The 15,185-nt window shown below is 62.6% G+C and carries 17 protein-coding genes and 1 tRNA gene; 13 read left to right on the top strand and 5 right to left on the bottom strand.

All coding sequences use genetic code 11. The annotated features are described in order from the left end of the window. Nucleotides 1–252 precede the first annotated feature (252 nt). The 5 genes from K289_RS0107160 (at nt 253) to K289_RS52835 (ending at nt 4,922) form a co-directional block, all read left to right on the top strand. Nucleotides 253–846 carry a hypothetical protein gene (locus tag K289_RS0107160; RefSeq protein ID WP_027550872.1) on the top strand — a complete coding sequence of 198 codons (594 nt, stop codon included), beginning with the start codon at nt 253–255 and terminating at the stop codon, nt 844–846. 215 nt (nt 847–1,061) lie between these two features. After that, nucleotides 1,062–3,731: a glycosyltransferase gene (locus tag K289_RS0107155; protein WP_027550871.1), complete on the top strand. Its 2,670-nt coding sequence runs from the start codon at nt 1,062–1,064 to the stop codon at nt 3,729–3,731. Between the two features lie 309 nt (nt 3,732–4,040). Then, nucleotides 4,041–4,116 (top strand) — tRNA-Lys (locus tag K289_RS0107150). A 91-nt stretch (nt 4,117–4,207) separates the two neighbouring features. Continuing rightward, on the top strand, nt 4,208–4,423 hold the full coding sequence (locus K289_RS0107145; protein ID WP_035684056.1) for a hypothetical protein: 216 nt from the start codon (nt 4,208–4,210) through the stop codon (nt 4,421–4,423). Nucleotides 4,424–4,790: 367 nt separating this feature from the next. Then, on the top strand, nt 4,791–4,922 hold the full coding sequence (locus K289_RS52835; protein ID WP_256379995.1) for a hypothetical protein: 132 nt from the start codon (nt 4,791–4,793) through the stop codon (nt 4,920–4,922). Here K289_RS52835 and K289_RS0107135 read toward each other — a convergent pair. Further along, nucleotides 4,919–5,341 carry a hypothetical protein gene (locus K289_RS0107135; protein ID WP_027550869.1) on the bottom strand — a complete coding sequence of 141 codons (423 nt, stop codon included), beginning with the start codon at nt 5,339–5,341 and terminating at the stop codon, nt 4,919–4,921. The two genes, K289_RS52835 and K289_RS0107135, sit on opposite strands and share 4 nt — an antisense overlap. A gap of 431 nt (nt 5,342–5,772) precedes the next feature. On the opposite strand from K289_RS0107135, the gene K289_RS0107130 reads away from it, so the two are divergent. Then, the gene (locus K289_RS0107130) at nt 5,773–6,048 is read left to right on the top strand and encodes a ribbon-helix-helix domain-containing protein (protein WP_027550868.1); all 276 of its coding nucleotides are present in this window, start codon (nt 5,773–5,775) and stop codon (nt 6,046–6,048) included. 1,056 nt (nt 6,049–7,104) lie between these two features. Continuing rightward, nucleotides 7,105–7,281 carry a hypothetical protein gene (locus K289_RS50235; RefSeq protein WP_156917839.1) on the top strand — a complete coding sequence of 59 codons (177 nt, stop codon included), beginning with the start codon at nt 7,105–7,107 and terminating at the stop codon, nt 7,279–7,281. Between the two features lie 316 nt (nt 7,282–7,597). Here K289_RS50235 and K289_RS0107120 read toward each other — a convergent pair whose 3' ends face one another. Beyond that, nucleotides 7,598–7,804, bottom strand: coding sequence for a hypothetical protein (locus K289_RS0107120; RefSeq protein ID WP_027550867.1), 207 nt, complete (start codon nt 7,802–7,804; stop codon nt 7,598–7,600). Between the two features lie 1,202 nt (nt 7,805–9,006). Between K289_RS0107120 and K289_RS0107110 the strand changes: the two genes are divergently transcribed. The 3 genes from K289_RS0107110 to K289_RS0107100 all read left to right on the top strand — a co-directional run bounded on the left by K289_RS0107110 (nt 9,007) and on the right by K289_RS0107100 (nt 10,633). Continuing rightward, complete coding sequence (locus K289_RS0107110) at nt 9,007–9,249, top strand: hypothetical protein (RefSeq protein WP_027550866.1); 243 nt, start codon at nt 9,007–9,009, stop codon at nt 9,247–9,249. Between the two features lie 72 nt (nt 9,250–9,321). After that, the gene (locus K289_RS0107105; RefSeq protein ID WP_051310509.1) at nt 9,322–10,110 is read left to right on the top strand and encodes a YdcF family protein; all 789 of its coding nucleotides are present in this window, start codon (nt 9,322–9,324) and stop codon (nt 10,108–10,110) included. Nucleotides 10,111–10,390: 280 nt separating this feature from the next. Further along, on the top strand, nt 10,391–10,633 hold the full coding sequence (locus K289_RS0107100) for a hypothetical protein (protein ID WP_027550864.1): 243 nt from the start codon (nt 10,391–10,393) through the stop codon (nt 10,631–10,633). Nucleotides 10,634–10,712: 79 nt separating this feature from the next. On the opposite strand, the gene K289_RS0107095 is transcribed toward K289_RS0107100, so the two are convergent. Both K289_RS0107095 and K289_RS0107090 read right to left on the bottom strand, forming a co-directional pair. Then, nucleotides 10,713–11,108 carry an NUDIX hydrolase gene (locus tag K289_RS0107095; protein WP_027550863.1) on the bottom strand — a complete coding sequence of 132 codons (396 nt, stop codon included), beginning with the start codon at nt 11,106–11,108 and terminating at the stop codon, nt 10,713–10,715. A 156-nt stretch (nt 11,109–11,264) separates the two neighbouring features. Further along, complete coding sequence (locus K289_RS0107090) at nt 11,265–12,356, bottom strand: AI-2E family transporter (RefSeq protein WP_027550862.1); 1,092 nt, start codon at nt 12,354–12,356, stop codon at nt 11,265–11,267. A gap of 167 nt (nt 12,357–12,523) precedes the next feature. Here K289_RS0107090 and K289_RS0107085 point away from each other — a divergent pair, with 167 nt between their 5' ends. The 3 genes from K289_RS0107085 (at nt 12,524) to K289_RS50230 (ending at nt 14,030) form a co-directional block, all read left to right on the top strand. Continuing rightward, nucleotides 12,524–12,748, top strand: a complete 225-nt coding sequence (locus tag K289_RS0107085; protein WP_035684167.1) for a hypothetical protein — start codon at nt 12,524–12,526, stop codon at nt 12,746–12,748. Between the two features lie 162 nt (nt 12,749–12,910). Next, nucleotides 12,911–13,138 (top strand): hypothetical protein, encoded by a 228-nt coding sequence (locus K289_RS0107080; protein ID WP_027550860.1) that lies wholly within the window; start codon nt 12,911–12,913, stop codon nt 13,136–13,138. Nucleotides 13,139–13,499: 361 nt separating this feature from the next. Then, nucleotides 13,500–14,030 carry a hypothetical protein gene (locus K289_RS50230; protein WP_027550859.1) on the top strand — a complete coding sequence of 177 codons (531 nt, stop codon included), beginning with the start codon at nt 13,500–13,502 and terminating at the stop codon, nt 14,028–14,030. Nucleotides 14,031–14,610: 580 nt separating this feature from the next. On the opposite strand, the gene K289_RS0107070 is transcribed toward K289_RS50230, so the two are convergent. Continuing rightward, on the bottom strand, nt 14,611–14,919 hold the full coding sequence (locus K289_RS0107070; RefSeq protein ID WP_245283859.1) for a hypothetical protein: 309 nt from the start codon (nt 14,917–14,919) through the stop codon (nt 14,611–14,613). Between the last annotated feature and the right edge of the window lie 266 nt (nt 14,920–15,185).

The following is a 15,185-nucleotide window of genomic DNA, read 5'->3' as shown; positions in this document are numbered from 1 at the left end:
GGGCTCGTCGATTACCTGCTCGCACGCCATCTGCCAAGGGGGTGGCATGCGCGAGCGGCGCCATCTCCCCGGCGAATTAACCTGCGGCCGTTCGACCGGGCCTTACACGCGTGACTTTGCTGGACAAAAATCCAAATACAGGTCATGGGATTCCGCGGGAATTTTCCGCCGCATTGGAGACCCATTTGGACGCCATCACCTGCGCGTCCGCGAGGTCTGATGCGGGCGGTCAGTGGAGAAATTGGGGAATTCATGCGGCGACGGGTGCTCGAGTTAAGAAATGCGGTCCTGCGGCAGTTCGCCGCCACCTTGGCCGTCCCCTCCCTTGTCATCATGATCGGTCTCGGCGGCGCCTCGGCCCAGAGCGGCAACCCCGCCCCGGACCAGGGCAAGGCGGCCGCACAGCCTGCCGACGCCACCAAGGACGCAGCCCAGAACCAGCGCCGCACCGACGAGTTCGCCGAGGCCGCGCAGGCCATCAACGGCCCCGCCGGCAACCCCGAATGCGTCTGGCTCGGGCGGCGCGTGGTGCGGCTGATGTGGCGGGATGACCTCGATACCGCGTTCCGCCACCTCGACCTCTACGACCGCTTCGGCTGCCCCGGCGGCCACATCCAGGCGGCATTCCGCTGCCTGACGCGGTTCGGCGCCCAGATCGATCCCAAGGTCGCCGAGACGCTGGACAGCCGCGTGCACGCCTGCTGGATCAACCCGGCGGCGCAGCCGCAGCAGGCGGCGGCCGCGGCCTCGCAGCCCGCCGCGCCGACGACCGGCGCGACGCCGCCGACGCAGCCGGCGGCGAGCCCATCGCCTGCGGCCAGCCCGACACCGGCGCCCCAGAAATAGCCGCGATCGTTTCAGCCTGCGTTCAGGAACGATCGGCGATAGCAGCGGTTGGCACCGCCACGCTGCTTTCCGAAAGACATGCCCTCATAAGGACATGAGGCCATGACAGTTGTGAAACCGCGCGGCGGAGGTATGCTCCATTTGCCGCGGACTTGGTCGGATCTCGGGGTCGGATCCGCTTCCCTGCCACCTCAGCCCCGTTTGGTTTAGCCGCGATGCGCGTTGTCGCCGCCGTTCTGTTGCTCGTGTCCGTGCTCCACGCGGGCATCTGGGTAGTCTTGCGCGACAAGGAACCCGCACCCGACTTCAAGGGGCTCCTGCCGAGCGTCTCCTATGCGCCGTTCGCGGGTTCAGGCCACCCCGACGTCGACAACATTCCGACGATTGAGCAGATCCGCGCCGACATGAAGACGCTGTCGACGATGACACGCGCGATCCGTCTCTATTCGTCCACGGGTGGTGTGGAGCTGGTGCCGCCGATTGCGGCCGAGTTCGGCCTCAAGGTCACCGTCGGCGCCTGGATCGACAAGGACAAGGATCGCAACGAGCGCGAGATCAAGGCCGCGATCGAGCTCGCCCGCAAGAACAGCAACGTCATCGGCGTCGTCGTCGGCAACGAGGTGATCTACCGCGGCGAGCAGAAGGTCGAAGACCTCATCGAGATGATCAAGAAGGTCAGGAGCGCGGTCCGCGTTCCCGTCACCACCGGCGAGATCTGGAACATCTGGCGCGACAATCCGGACCTTGCCTCGAACGTCGACTTCATCGCCGCCCACGTCCTGCCCTACTGGGAAAACTTCCGCTCGGATCAGGCGGTCGACCAGGCCGTCGACCGCTACAACCTGCTGCGCAACCTTTTCCCGGGCAAGCGCATCGTGATCGCCGAGTTCGGCTGGCCGAGCGCCGGCTACAACTTGCGCAACGCCGACCCCGGTCCGTTCCAGCAGGCGCTGACGCTGCGCAACTTCGTCAGTCGCGCCGAAGCGCTCGGCATGGAATACAACATCGTCGAGGCGATCGATCAGCCCTGGAAGTTCTTCGAAGGCGGCGTCGGTCCGTACTGGGGAATCCTCAACGCCAGCCGCGAGCCGAAATTCGCGTGGACCGGCCCGGTCGAGAATCCCGATTACTGGAAGCTGATGACGATCGCGCTCTTGGTCGGCATCCTCCTGTCGCTGCCGATCCTGCGACTGGAACAGCCGACCGCGAAGCAGGCCTTTCTGCTGTCGGCAACCGCCAACGGCGTCGGCGCCTGGGCCGCGACCGTGTTCGCTTTCTGGAACGGGCATTATTTCATCTTCGGTTCGGCCTTCGCGCTGACGCTCGGCATGATCCTGCTTGTTCCGCTCGTCCTCATTGCGATGGCCCGCGTCGACGAGATCGCGGCGGTCGCCTTCGGCCGGCCGCCGCAGCGGCTGCTGGCCAAGGGCAAGCCGATCGCTGACGTACCCGAGAACTACTGCCCGAAGGTCTCGATCCACATCCCCGCTTATTTCGAGCCGGTCGACATGCTGAAGCAGACGCTCGATGCGCTGTCGCGGCTGAACTATCCGAACTACGAATGCGTGGTCATCATCAACAACACGCCCGATCCGGCCTTCTGGCAACCGATCCAGGACCATTGCCGCGCGCTCGGTGAACGCTTCAAGTTTATCAACGCCGAGAAGGTGCAGGGCTTCAAGGCCGGCGCGCTGCGGATTGCGATGGACCGCACCGCGGCGGATGCCGAGATCATCGGCATTCTCGATGCCGACTATGTCGTTGATCCCGACTGGCTGAAGGATCTCGTGCCGGCGTTCGCCGATCCGCGCGTCGGCCTCGTGCAGGCGCCGCAGGAGCACCGCGACGGCGACCTGTCGATCATGCACTACATCATGAACGGCGAGTACGCGGGCTTCTTCGACATCGGCATGGTCCAGCGCAACGAGGCCAACGCCATCATCGTGCACGGCACGATGTGCCTGATCCGCCGCGCCGCAATGGACATGGCCGGCGGTTGGTCGAGCGACACCATCTGCGAGGACTCCGATCTCGGCCTCGCGATCCAGGAGCTTGGCTGGACCACCCACTACACCAACCACCGCTATGGCCAGGGCCTGCTGCCGGACACCTATGAGGCCTTCAAGAAGCAGCGTCACCGCTGGGCCTATGGCGGCCTCCAGATCGTGAAGAAGCACTGGCGCCACTTCATGCCCGGCAGGAGCCGGCTGACGCCCGACCAGAAGCGCGAGTACGGTCTCGGCTGGCTGAACTGGTTAGGGGCCGAAAGTCTCGGCGTGGTCGTGGCGCTGCTCAACCTCGTCTGGGTGCCGATCGTCGCGTTTGCCGACATCGCCATTCCCGACAAGATCTTGACGCTGCCGATCATCGCCGCCTTCATCGTCTCGCTGGCGCACTTCCTGTCGATGTACCGCCTGCGCGTCGCGGTGAAGCCCGGCCAGATGCTGGGCGCCATGATCGCGGCGATGAGCGTGCAATGGACGGTGTCGCGCGCGGTCGCTCAAGGACTGATCACCGAGCACATCGCATTCGCGCGCACTTCCAAGGGCGGCCTGTCTCGCATGTCGATCGAATTCCAGGCGTTCTGGGAGGCCGTGATCGGCACCCTGCTCCTGGTCGGCGCCGGCGTCCTGATCGCCTCCAACAGTTTCAGGCAGATCACGGAGATCTACATCTTCGCCGGCGTACTGGTGCTGCAGAGCCTGCCGTTCCTTGCCGCGGTGGCGATCGCAATCCTCGAGCTCAGCCGCATCAACTCGTTCCAGTTCTGGCGCGACAGCGCGATCCGCACCGCCGAGCTGATCGGCCTGCGCCCCGTCGCGCTGCCGACACCGGCCGGTTCCTCCCAACCCGTGCCGAGCGAGGTCCGCCGCGAGGTGAACTAACTGGCCTAGCACTCTGGCGTCATCCCGCACACTTCGGCGTGGATGACGCGGCGCCAATCGGGTTGAGAATTCCGGCCTAAACGGCGGGAACGCCGGAGGAATCCCTGCTCCTGCTGCGAAGTTCGGCGCCCACCCGCACTATTGACCTGAGCGGCCGCTCCCCCTACACAGCGCGGGCCGAAAGCATGATCCGGAAATGGCCTTACCGGTTTTCCCCGCGACGCACGATCAGACGTGGCGGCAAGACATGCTTCTCGAATGACCGAAGACGATGGCGACCGATCTCGCAAAGCCATCCAGCGGCCATGGGAGCGCGTAGCTCAGCCGGTAGAGCACGTGACTTTTAATCACGGGGTCCTGGGTTCGAGCCCCAGCGCGCTCACCAAATAAAATCAAAGACTTAAGCCTGAAATTCCGACACCAAGATTGAGGCCGAAAATCCCGCGTGCACACGATGTGCACACGGGAGAGCAACCGTGATTGCTCTCATTGGGCTTGTCATGACGCTCGCGATCGCCGGTCGCGAGCTATGGGCGCGCCTCCCCAAAGGCAGCGGACGCCCAATGCTCGATAGCTTCACGATGGGAATGTTGGTCGGCGCCGTGCTGATGCTGTGCGCAGTCTGGGCCTACGATGCCCCCGATGTCCCGCACTCGTCTCCGGCCGTTCTCCACACCCACGACCGGCAGTAGCTCACGCACGTTCCACGTCGCTAGGAATCGATAATTTGACGCTGCATTACGTGCCGCTTTGATGGCGGCATGCGCTCTCGCCGTCGATACACGAAATGGACCGGCCACTACCCGCCCCGCGGCCCTGCCGATTGGCTGGCCGATGGCCATGTCACCTGCAACATCCAGTGCCTGAACGACCGCTGCGATCGCAGGGTCGACGTCCGGCTCGACACTCTTCCACAGGATCAGCCGTGGTCGCGTGTTGGCTTACGCATGGTCTGCTCGGAGTGTGGCGCCCCGGGATCTGTGAACATCGTCCCCAACTGGCATGACATCCCCCGGCAAGTTACGCATCAAGCATGGGCTACAGGTTCTGATTCCAGCAATGAAACTCACCACCGAACGCCCCTTCGCCAACCCCGAAGCCGCCGCACGTAAGCTGGTCGAGCTCGCCGCCAACATTGAGGCTGTCCAAGACGGCCGCATGGCGCAGGTTAACTCTTGCGCGCCGGTTTAGCCGAGCGCACGCTTGCCAAGCGTTTTCACAAAAAGAACTTCCGGAGGGATGCGACCATGCCAAGGGTTAAGCAAGCTTCGAAGCAAAAACGCACAGCCAAAGCCGCCGCCATGAAGGTGCTGGGTGCCGCCGGACTGGGTCTTTCGCTGATGGGTAGTGCATCCGCATCCACGATGCCCACTGCTGGTATCCCGCAATCTGATAATACCTCGCCCAATCGGCGCTTCGTTCTTGGCGAAGAGGAAATGGCCGACGTCAGTCTCGCCACGTTCCATCTCTTCGACAAAGAGAACGTTGGCACCGGTTTCCAACAGATCGCGCGTGGCTGCGGCTGCGGCGGCTGTCGTGGTTGCGGCTGCCGAGGCTGCCGAGGTTGCGGTTGCGGCGGCGGCAATACCTCCGGATTCGGCGGCGGCCAAGCGTCCCAATCTGGCGGCCAGCCTCAATGATTTTGCCGCTCGGCCGGCGCTTCAAGCTCCACCCAACGAGCGCCATGGCAGTAGTCTTCCGGACAGGAACTTGCCGCGCACGCGGTCGGAGATCTCCGCGCGATGGTTGCTCGCCGTCTCAAGTAAGCCGGCGCGCTCGAACGCCCTGAGTTCGTCGATGATGTGCTGATCCCGCCCCCATAGCCGCGGATCAGACTCCGACAAGGAGTCCGCCCTCGATAGCTATCGAGATACCTAAGGGGTTACTCCCAGAGCGCATCTCACTTTGCCGCTCCTTCCCGGTACAGTGGCTTTGCGCGCGGCGGTGCGCATAGAGAGGGACGGCTCCGGCGTGTACCCAGCCTCGCGTGCCGGGGCCGTTCTCGTTTGCAGTCGGACTGCATCGAGCGCGAGGAATAGCCGTGAAATCCCCGGTAGCGAAACGATCCATCGTCGTCGACGGCCACAGGACCAGCGTCAGCATCGAGGAGGCCTTCTGGACTGGCCTGAAAGAGATTTCTAGCCTGCGCAACATGACGCTCTCGCAGTTGGTCGGAGAGATCGACCGCAACCGCCAGCAAGGTAATCTATCTTCCGCGATACGCGTGTTCGTCCTCGGTTACTTTAAGAACCTCGCCGCGTCGACCCAGCTTCAGCAGAAAGTGCCGGCACCGCAGCCATCCCGCGATCGAGCTTGATCTAGCTCAATGCTCGCTTGCCAGTCGGGCGCCTCCTTCGAGGTGGGGCAGCCCCGGGGGCGCAACATGACGCGCGACCGAACAACGATGATCCATGTGCTGACCTGGATGCTAGCTGCGGGCGGCCTGCTAGTGCTCGTATCCGTCTTGTGGTGAGCCACGCATCTGAGCGCGGGACCGAAGGCAGAAGCACTGCCCAAATTCGCCTAGCGCGCTGTCCCGCCTGGCCTGACGCGTCAACTAAAGCACAATCGCCTCCTGCACGAGCGTGTGCTACTTATCGCTTGGGTCAGGGTTGAACTGCGAGTTGTCATGAGCAGCATTCCCCTGGACTTTCAAAGACAGTGCGAACGGCGGTGGACCACCCGACTTCAGCAGCAAGCGGAGCCGGCGGCTCGATGGCATCGGTTTGAAAAGCGGGATCCGGAGCTAGCCGCCCAGCCCTGGCACGAGAAAACCGACAAGCTGAACCGATCGGATTTGACGTCCGCGCCCAGCAGAGTGAGTGCGGACCGAAGCGCGCGCTGTTCTCTGTGAGGCAGATCGGGCGATGAACCGCGAGCAGGGCTTGGCGGCCCGGCACACGCCCCCGCCGAAGATGTGCCGAGCCTAGCCATGCCAGCGCGCTGGTCGACCCGACCGGCTGGAACCAATCATGGCGACAATGTGGCTGCTCCGCTAGAGCTTGGATGCAACACTGCCGACGGAAATAGAAACCCGCCAGCGTGAACAAGGCATGCCATCGTTCGGCGTCGCCTATTCCTCAGTTGAACGCGGCTGGCTCGAGCTGCACGAGAGCGGCACTACGTCCGGCTCGTGAAGACAGACATCGCTTAACCCAGACGGTCCTATCGAAGGAAGCCCGCCATTCGCGACGGGCTCAAGTCCAAGGGAGGATAAGCGTCATGAAGGACGCGACAAAAGCCTACGGCGAGTCGCGCCGATGCGGTGTGTCGCGATCGACACGGTGGACAACAAAGCGCTCGTAGCGCTACACGCAAGGAATGACAGATCGGGGCTGGGCCCGCCCATTTGACGATCCGATCAAAGTGCCTGGTGACGCTGCGCGATGCCGGCGAATACATCGCTTGGCTTCTACCGGACGATCCGATCAAGGCGGCAGCCCGTTATACAACCAAATATCTGATCTTTCATTTGGGCGCCTACCCGGCAACCCCTAATGCAAGCGCGCACATCGTCGCCCCACACACGGCCCTTGGTTTGAGAATTTGAGATACACCGATTGTTGCATGCCTTGTCGTTATCGGGGCATTTGGACAAACAAGCTGCAAGGCCAAGTCGCTCGCCTTCTGAAAATGTCGCTTCTTGGGCGGTTGCGAGCGTCGTCGTTGTCGCCGTAATACAAAGGGCGAGCGTGAATGCGCTCTTTAGGATTTCTGTCGCCGACATTATTTCCTGACCCTGTTTGAGACCTCGGAAAACAGCGTACGCCGGACACACCACCAAGGCGCAAGGCGAAAGAAATATCGGATCGTGAAGTAGCCCGCCAGCCTGAACCGGCGGGCCTCTTGTTCAACGCCTAGCCGTCCTAGCGGAGTTCCTGTTCGATCGCTTTCAGCCGCTTTCTAAGAGCGCGATCTATGGCGCTGGCTTCTCTTGGCGCGATTCTTCCCGTCGCAATATCGGCCAGCATCCTGCCCTGAAACGTTGCGATCTGCTCCAGCGTCATCTGCTCGATTTGAGCAATCCGCGTCTCAACATCGGCATTTACTTCCGCCGCTTTTCTATTGCGCATGTTCCGCGCTCCTCTGATGAGTCGCGATTTTGATCCTGGACCCCGGCAGCACCGAAGCAAACGCCAGCACCGCCGGGATTGTGGATAACTACCGCCTCAGCCGGCGGGGGTGTGCCGCCAGCCGCTGCCGGTTGCGTTTCCTGTGTGATCGGCGCCGGCGCTTCATGGCTGCTGTTTCAGAAGCCGCGCATGAGCCCTTCCCCGTTGGATTGCATCCGATCGCAACCAGATGCGAGATCAACTGGCGTCCCATCGCCGCGGCTTGTGGAAAGCGGGGAGCCGAGATCCGGCCGGGCTTCAACTGGGATGGGCTTGCCGCTAAAGGATATCGATAGCGGCTCAAAGACGGCCCCGGCCGTGGGGGCTTCATAGGGGATCGTGGGCCGGGGCCGTTTGGAGGTGCTTGGGACCTTGGGGAAGGACCAAGCGACAGCAAGCTTACTCAAAGCTCGAAGAGTTGTTCTGTTCGCTTCCGCACATTGGCGGCTCCGTTCCGGACAGAACCGGCCGAATTTTCCTGAGCTGTTGATCTGGCAGTTTCTCGGATCGCTGTGAACGGCCCGGCGTATTGTGCGCCTTGCCGCTGTAGAGCATCATCGCCCGGCGAAGGCTGATTGAAGCAACGGCCGAAACGCCCGATCCATCGCTGGTGATGTTTGGGGAAAAACCGCCCTTGCGTCAGCACCTCTGCATTTTCCGAATCGGCGCTCCGTGCTCGCTCTTCCCAGAGTTCCGGTTGCGGGGTGCGGAGGTGAGCCAGTTCTTATCCGTTTTGTTGCTAGCGATGGCTCTGATGCTGACCGTGTGTTTTGGCGTGGCGGCCTGGCGCCTCTCTGACGAAAAGGGCGCCGACATCACCGGCCAAATTCCGCACCAGTCCTACGGATGGAGGCCGACGCCGGCCAGGTGATGGTCAGATCTTTCACCAGCAAAATCAGTTGCTTGCTTCCCCGCTTTTCGATTTGCGGAAAGCGACAGCCGCAACAATATTCCGCCCGCCTGCAATTTTCCCCGTGCGCAGCGCAGCAATTTACGGTAGTAGTCGTCCGGGGACGAATTTGTGCCACGCGGTCGGAAAAGAGAAAGCCGCAAACCGGCAAACAATGTGAATGGGGGCAATCCAACGGTGCTCCATGGAACCCACGCCAGCTGAACCTTTTGTTCGCGGCGCTGGTTAAGTGGCACAGAGAGGATTGCAGGTTATGGATTGGGTGCTCGGGACGATTGCGGTCTTCTGCTTCGCGGCAGGCCTTAACACGATAGCGTTGCTCCTTTGCGTGGCCGCCTTGATCACCAGCGTAGGTACCATCAGCCTGAGGATGAGGGCGCGGGCGCAAGGGGCCCTGCTCGACGATGGCTGGGTCGCTCCGAAGCTTTTTACGGCGATCGTTCTATTGTCTGCCGTTTGGTGTCTCGCCGCGCAGGCGGGATTTATCAGGCTCTAGACTGCTCGCCGCCCTCCTCTCCCCAAATGCAATGACAAGCGCCAGCTGGGTCTGAAGTAGCCGCAACTCGCCGTGTTCCTGCTCTCCAAGACCCTGGGCGCACTCGCCATCCTGCCGAACTTTCTCGCGGCAATCGGCCTGTTCGGCTGTTTGCTGATATTGACGCGATACGTCGCGGCTGGCCGCAAACTTGCGATCGGCGCCTTCGTGGGCCTGGCGGTGTGTGGGTTCAGCCCCGCGGGAAGCCTCTTGCTTAGGCCTCTCGAAGATCGCTTTCCACCATGGGTCCCCGGCGCGGACGCACCGGACGGCATCATCATCCTGGGAGGAAGCACCAAACCCGAGGTCTCTGCGGCACGCGGATTTCCGGTTTCCGACATCGGAGTGGACCGACTTATCACCGGTGCGATGCTCGCCCGGCGCTATCCGAATGCACGCATCATCTACTCAGGCGGTAGTCCCGATCTGCTTCCGGGGAATTTGCGCGAAGCCGATTACGCTCTGCGAATCCTGGGCGAACTTGGCATCCCAAGGGATCGCGTTCAAATCGAAGGCTATTCGCGCAACACAGCCGAGAACGCGACCTTCTCAAAGGCTGCAGCTTCTCCAAAGCCCGACGACCACTGGTTGCTCGTCACGTCGGCCTACCACATGCCACGCGCCGTCGGACTCTTCCGCGCGGCCGGCTTTCCTGTCGAGCCCGTTCCGACCGGCTGGCTGACCAGCGGGCACACCACATGGCTGGACCTCGGTAACTTCGCCTCTTCCGTCCTTCTCGTCCACGTCGCCAGCCGGGAATGGATCGGCCTCGCCACATATCGCGCACTTGGAAGAACGAGTGCATTCTTCCCGGGGCCGTAGCTCGGCGCGCGTCCACCGGCGAAGCCCGCGCGCAAAAACGAAAAGCCCCAGCGCTTGGAGCACCGCTGGGGCATCTCGTTCAAAATATGAATTGGTCGAGCAATGGCGTCTTCATAGCAGCGAACGCGGCAAACGCTTGTGAACTGGTTCACACGCCTGCTCGGAAAACACACGACCCCCCGCCCAGCCACGCCCCGGCACAGGCCGGAACGCGCTACCGCTCGACGGTTTGAGCGTTGACACGCCGCGCGCTAGGATCGGCTTTTTCACGGAGGCTCATTTGAAGCGGATCATTTGCATCGCGGTCATCACGCTGCTTGCTGCGGCGGCTCCTGCACGATCACAGACGCTGGTCGATCCCAACAAGGTTGCGCCCGAATATCGCGAGGCTGCCGAGAAGCGCCGGGCCGAGCAGCTGCGGCAACGCGAATGCGCCCTGAAGGCGGATCTGGACAAGGTGCTGCCCAGAGATCGCACCGCCTATCTCAACCATTGCCTCGATGGGCCCGTTGCCAAGCCATAGCGGCCGCAAGCCATAGCGGCCGACTGCGCGGGCTTAACTCTGAGCCCGCCGGCCTGTCGCGGCGAGGCGCCGACGTAGCTTAGCTCCGCCGCTGCGGCTTCCTCGGAAACAGCCGGTCTCGGATGTAGCGCGAGGTCGGCGTCAGGCGGATGCCGCGCGGCTTCTGCCAGGCGGCGCGATCGATCTCCTTCTTGTCGCCGATCGCCAGCCCTCCCTTGGCGTTCTTGGCGATGAAGATCGCATCGCTCATCTTGCGGCCGGTTCGCTTGTTCCTGGCCTTCACTTCCTTCCAGAGGCTGATCCTGCCCAGCTTGAGCTTTGGCAGTTCCTCCTTGATCTCCCGCCGCAGGCAATCCTTCTCGGACTCGCGCGCGCGCTTGCGGCCGCCGGGGAACATCCACAGACCGTCCGACCGTCGCCTCACCAAAAGAACTTTGCCGCGCTTCGCGGCAACCAGCTTGGAAGCCTTCGCCATTGCTGCCGTAAACTAATACCAGAATCGGGCCAATCGTAACTTGTCTATTTGGATAGACAAGTTCGGCGACCGCCCTGTGAAAATCGTTGCCTCCCACAAGGCGAGGCGCCGTCGATGCGAGTTGCCGGACGGACCGAGCGCTCGCAAAGGGTGAGCTCACTCTTCGCGCGCCGTCCCCGCCTCCGCCTGATCGGTCCTGATCCACGCTGCCGCGAGCTCCCACGCCACCGACAGGATGATTGGCCCGATGAAGAGGCCGATGATGCCGTGGGCGAGCGTGCCGCCGATCACGCCGACGAAGATCACGATGGTCGGCGTATTGAGGCCCCGCCCCATGACGAGCGGCTTCAACATGGTGTCGATGAAGCCGACGAGGACGAGAAACACCGTGAGCAGCAGCGCCGTGGTGACGTCCTTGGCGGTCCAGATCCAGATGATGACCGGCAGCAGCACCAGGAAGGCGCCGATCTGCACGATCGAGAGCAGCAGCACGATGAAGGCGAGCAGGCCGGCGCTCGGCACGCTCGCGAGCTTGAAACCGACGCCGGCGAGCAGCGCCTGCACGATCGCAACGCCGATCACGCCTTGCGCCACCGCGCGGATGGTCGCCCCCGCGAGCTCCAGGAAATGCTCGCTCTGCTCGGGCACGATGCGAAACAGGAAACCACGTCCGGCCTCGACCAGCCGCGGACCATGGGGAAAGAGAAAGCCCGCAACGAACACCGAGACCAGGAACTGCAGCGTCCCGAGGCTTGCATCGCCGGCCAGCGACAGAAGCGGCCCCGCCAGTGGCTGGAGATAGGGCGTAACCTCGCGCAGCACCGCACGGATGTTGTTGTAGGCCTGATCCCAGAGCTCGTAGAGCGTTGGGCCTATGATCGGCCAGGACTTGATCTGCTCCGGCGCCGACTGCAGCGCGAGGTCGCCGGTGCCGAGCTGGCGCGCGATCTCCTTCACACCCTCGACTGCGCTGAGGCCGAGCCAGGTCGCAGGGCCGATGACGATGCCGAGTGTGATCAAGGTGAGGATCACCGCCGCCGTCTTTGGACGGCCGCCGAGCAACTTGGCGAGCGAGCTGAACGCCGGATAGAACGCGACCGCGAGAACGGCGCTCCAGGCCAGGATCGGCACGAACGGCCGGATGATCAGGAACGTCCAGATGATCAGCAGGGCCAGCAGGCCGAGGCGGATCACGAGCTGGATGATGTCCTCTCCGGTCAGGAGCTGACGAAGACTTTTCACGAGCACGGCCTTCCTTGCGGCATCAACGCGGGTCCCCGCCGCTTGCGCGGCCCAGCGTTATTGCCAGCAACGGACCGGGCGTCAAGACGACCCGGTCCCGCCTGCACCGGGGAAGACGACACGGATGCCCCCGAAAATAGGAACGCGGCACGCCGATTGTGCATTTCGAGACGATGGCGCACCGACCGCAACAGTCCGATGAACACAGCGGCATTCATCGCGGCATTCACTATTCGCTCAAGCGGAATGCCGCGCCGGGCTATTGGCGCTACGCCTACGTGATCGGCGCAAAAGTCCGCGCCGGACGGGTTCAGGGCCGGCTGCCGCTGCTCGCCATCAGGCGCGTGACGATGCGGATCGATCGTGACATGCGCGACGGCCAGGCGCCAACGCCCTAGAAGTGACCTGGACTGGCGGGGGCCCATTATTCCCCGGCAATTGCGGTCCGAAACCGGGTTTGCCTAACACCCGTTAACCGGATTTCGTCTAGCCGGTTTACGCCGATGCAAGCGCCCTCTCCTACGCTTTCCGCCGAGGTCCCCGAAAACACTTTGCGTGCAATGGCCAACAGCATCTGGACGATCGAAGAATTCACCTGCCCGGGTTGCGGCATGAATTACACCGCGACCAAGGAAGACCACACCGAGCAGCACTCCGGCAGCTTCAAATGCAGCATCTGCAACGGCGTCGTCCACACTTGGTCCGGCCATCATCACTTCTTCGGCTGGGCAGCGGTGAAGACCAGACCGCCCGTGTTCGGCCGGCGCTGGGCCGGCGTGGAATGGTAGGCGGGCGCTGACGCGCGCCGCTGTCGCTTGCAGCCAATTCAGCCGTGACGCTTGTGAAAGCCCTCGCTATTAAATTTCGCGAGTTCTGTTGCGAGAGGACTGACGCCCGTTGAGGGCAACCCATGTTGACGAACTGCGTTGGCAGCTTCGGCAGATGAGAACCGGTCAACACGGCAAGGCGTTCAGGGACCGTCTTCGAGAGAGGTGGCGCAATCGCCATATCCGGCAGTCCGGTCGGATGCCCCCCGCTCCCCATTTCCGTCAACTTTGTTCGCCATCTGAATCCCGGATATTTCAGCACCGCGTGGCTCTGGACGGTCATGCGATCGATCGTTCAACCAAAGCTGTTTGAAGGACGCGGATGAAAAGCGTGACGCTCTTTGCCCTTGGCTTCCTGTCTGCCGGTGTCGGGTTGCTGGACAGCGCGAGAGGCCAGACCTCAGGCGCCCCGCCGCTTTCGCTTGCCCCACCGCCGACCGAACAGGGGGCCGCGCCTTCGGGCACCACCAACAACCCCTGGCCGCCAATGGCGACACCCAAGGCGGCGCCGCCCCGAGCAACCGCCAAAAGGCCTCCGGCAAAGCCCAATGGCGAGCCGTCATCGGCGGCGAACGACGCCCTCCCGCCGGCGGCGTCCGACAAGCTCTCGTCCACACCGGCGATCAGCAGGCCTCCGCTGCCGCCCAATCCAGCCGCCGACTACGATGGCTTTAGCGTCGGCACCGTCGACGACAGTGCCACGTCAGGCCAGCCGGCGCGCCCCACGAGGCCGCGCGCAGCAAAAGCCTCCAAGCCCCATTTGGAGACAGATGGCATCACGGCGCAGGAATCGATCGATCAGGAAGATGAGGCGTTGAAACGCAAGCTGACGATCTGCCGCGACTGCAAGTAGGAGATTGCGGCCGTCGGCCCATGGCAGATGTCTTGAGATGCGGCGCGATTAGCCTGTTGTCGAACAAGCCTATTGCCGGATGAAGACTTGGGCATGTGGGGGTCGCGGAGCCACGTAAAAGCGCGCCTCACAGGCGAGGCACGTCAAATGCTCCGCAATATCAATCCGCAATCCAGACGACATTCTTTTCGACTGGCAATCCGGGCATTCCCTCTTATTCAACGCGTCAAGCGTAACGGCTTCGGGCATATCGAGCTCATAAAAAACCGCTCAATCAGACACCGTAAGAGTACCTGATCTGTTTCGCCATCACGATGGCAGCATCAGTATAGCGACCGTTTGACCAAACTAGATCGCACATCGCCAAAAAGACTAACGCGAGAAGCGTAATCAAAATTCCCTTGCACATAGCGACGTCTCCAACGAAGAGACTGCCAACCGAGCAGGTACGGGTTAGATAGACTGGATATTTTCCGAGGTCGCTGCTGCGACGATCCGCAATGGTCACAGGCTGGCAAGCAGCCGTAACTATTCCGTTAATCGTCCGCCTCAAAGATGATTTACTCGCCCCCTGAGAACGCTACTTCTTGTGCTCGGCGCCCTCCTCGTTCAGCTTTTCGATCTTGGCGGGAAGGTCCGGATATCGGCCGACCCTGTAGGTGGCGTTCTCACATTTGACGACCCACACGTCGTAGTCCGGCTTTGATAGCTTCGTGTCGCGCGTAGCTTGCTGTGGCTTGTCGCACGTATGACCTTGGCTGCGTATCTGGGTCGCGAGCAAGTCCGCGTCCGTTTCGGCATAAGCCAGTCTCACAAATGGACTGCTGGCTGGCACGAGAGTCGTGGCTAGAATAGTCAGGATCAGAACGGAGCGCTTGGAGCTGTTCACGGTCAGCCTCCTTCCAGGTTGCAACGCGTTCCCGAGCCTCGGAGTATAATCCCGCTCTGTCGCGCGGCAATGACCGCCGTCCGCCCCCGTGGGCAGACCGCGCCTAGCTTTGGATCCCGTTCGCACGGATCGCGGGCGCCTGCCGGCACCCGGCCTTCCCTGCGCCCTCCTGTCGCGAGGGCAAAAGGCGACACCAACTCTCGGGCGCGACCCGCCGCGAGACGGCAATGTCATGTCTGCCATTCCAACAGGCGGACGCCGCTTCT

Origin of the sequence: Bradyrhizobium sp. Cp5.3, assembly GCF_000426265.1 — a bacterium.
GTDB lineage: Bacteria > Pseudomonadota > Alphaproteobacteria > Rhizobiales > Xanthobacteraceae > Bradyrhizobium > Bradyrhizobium neotropicale.
This window is presented reverse-complemented; position numbering and strand designations above follow the sequence as displayed.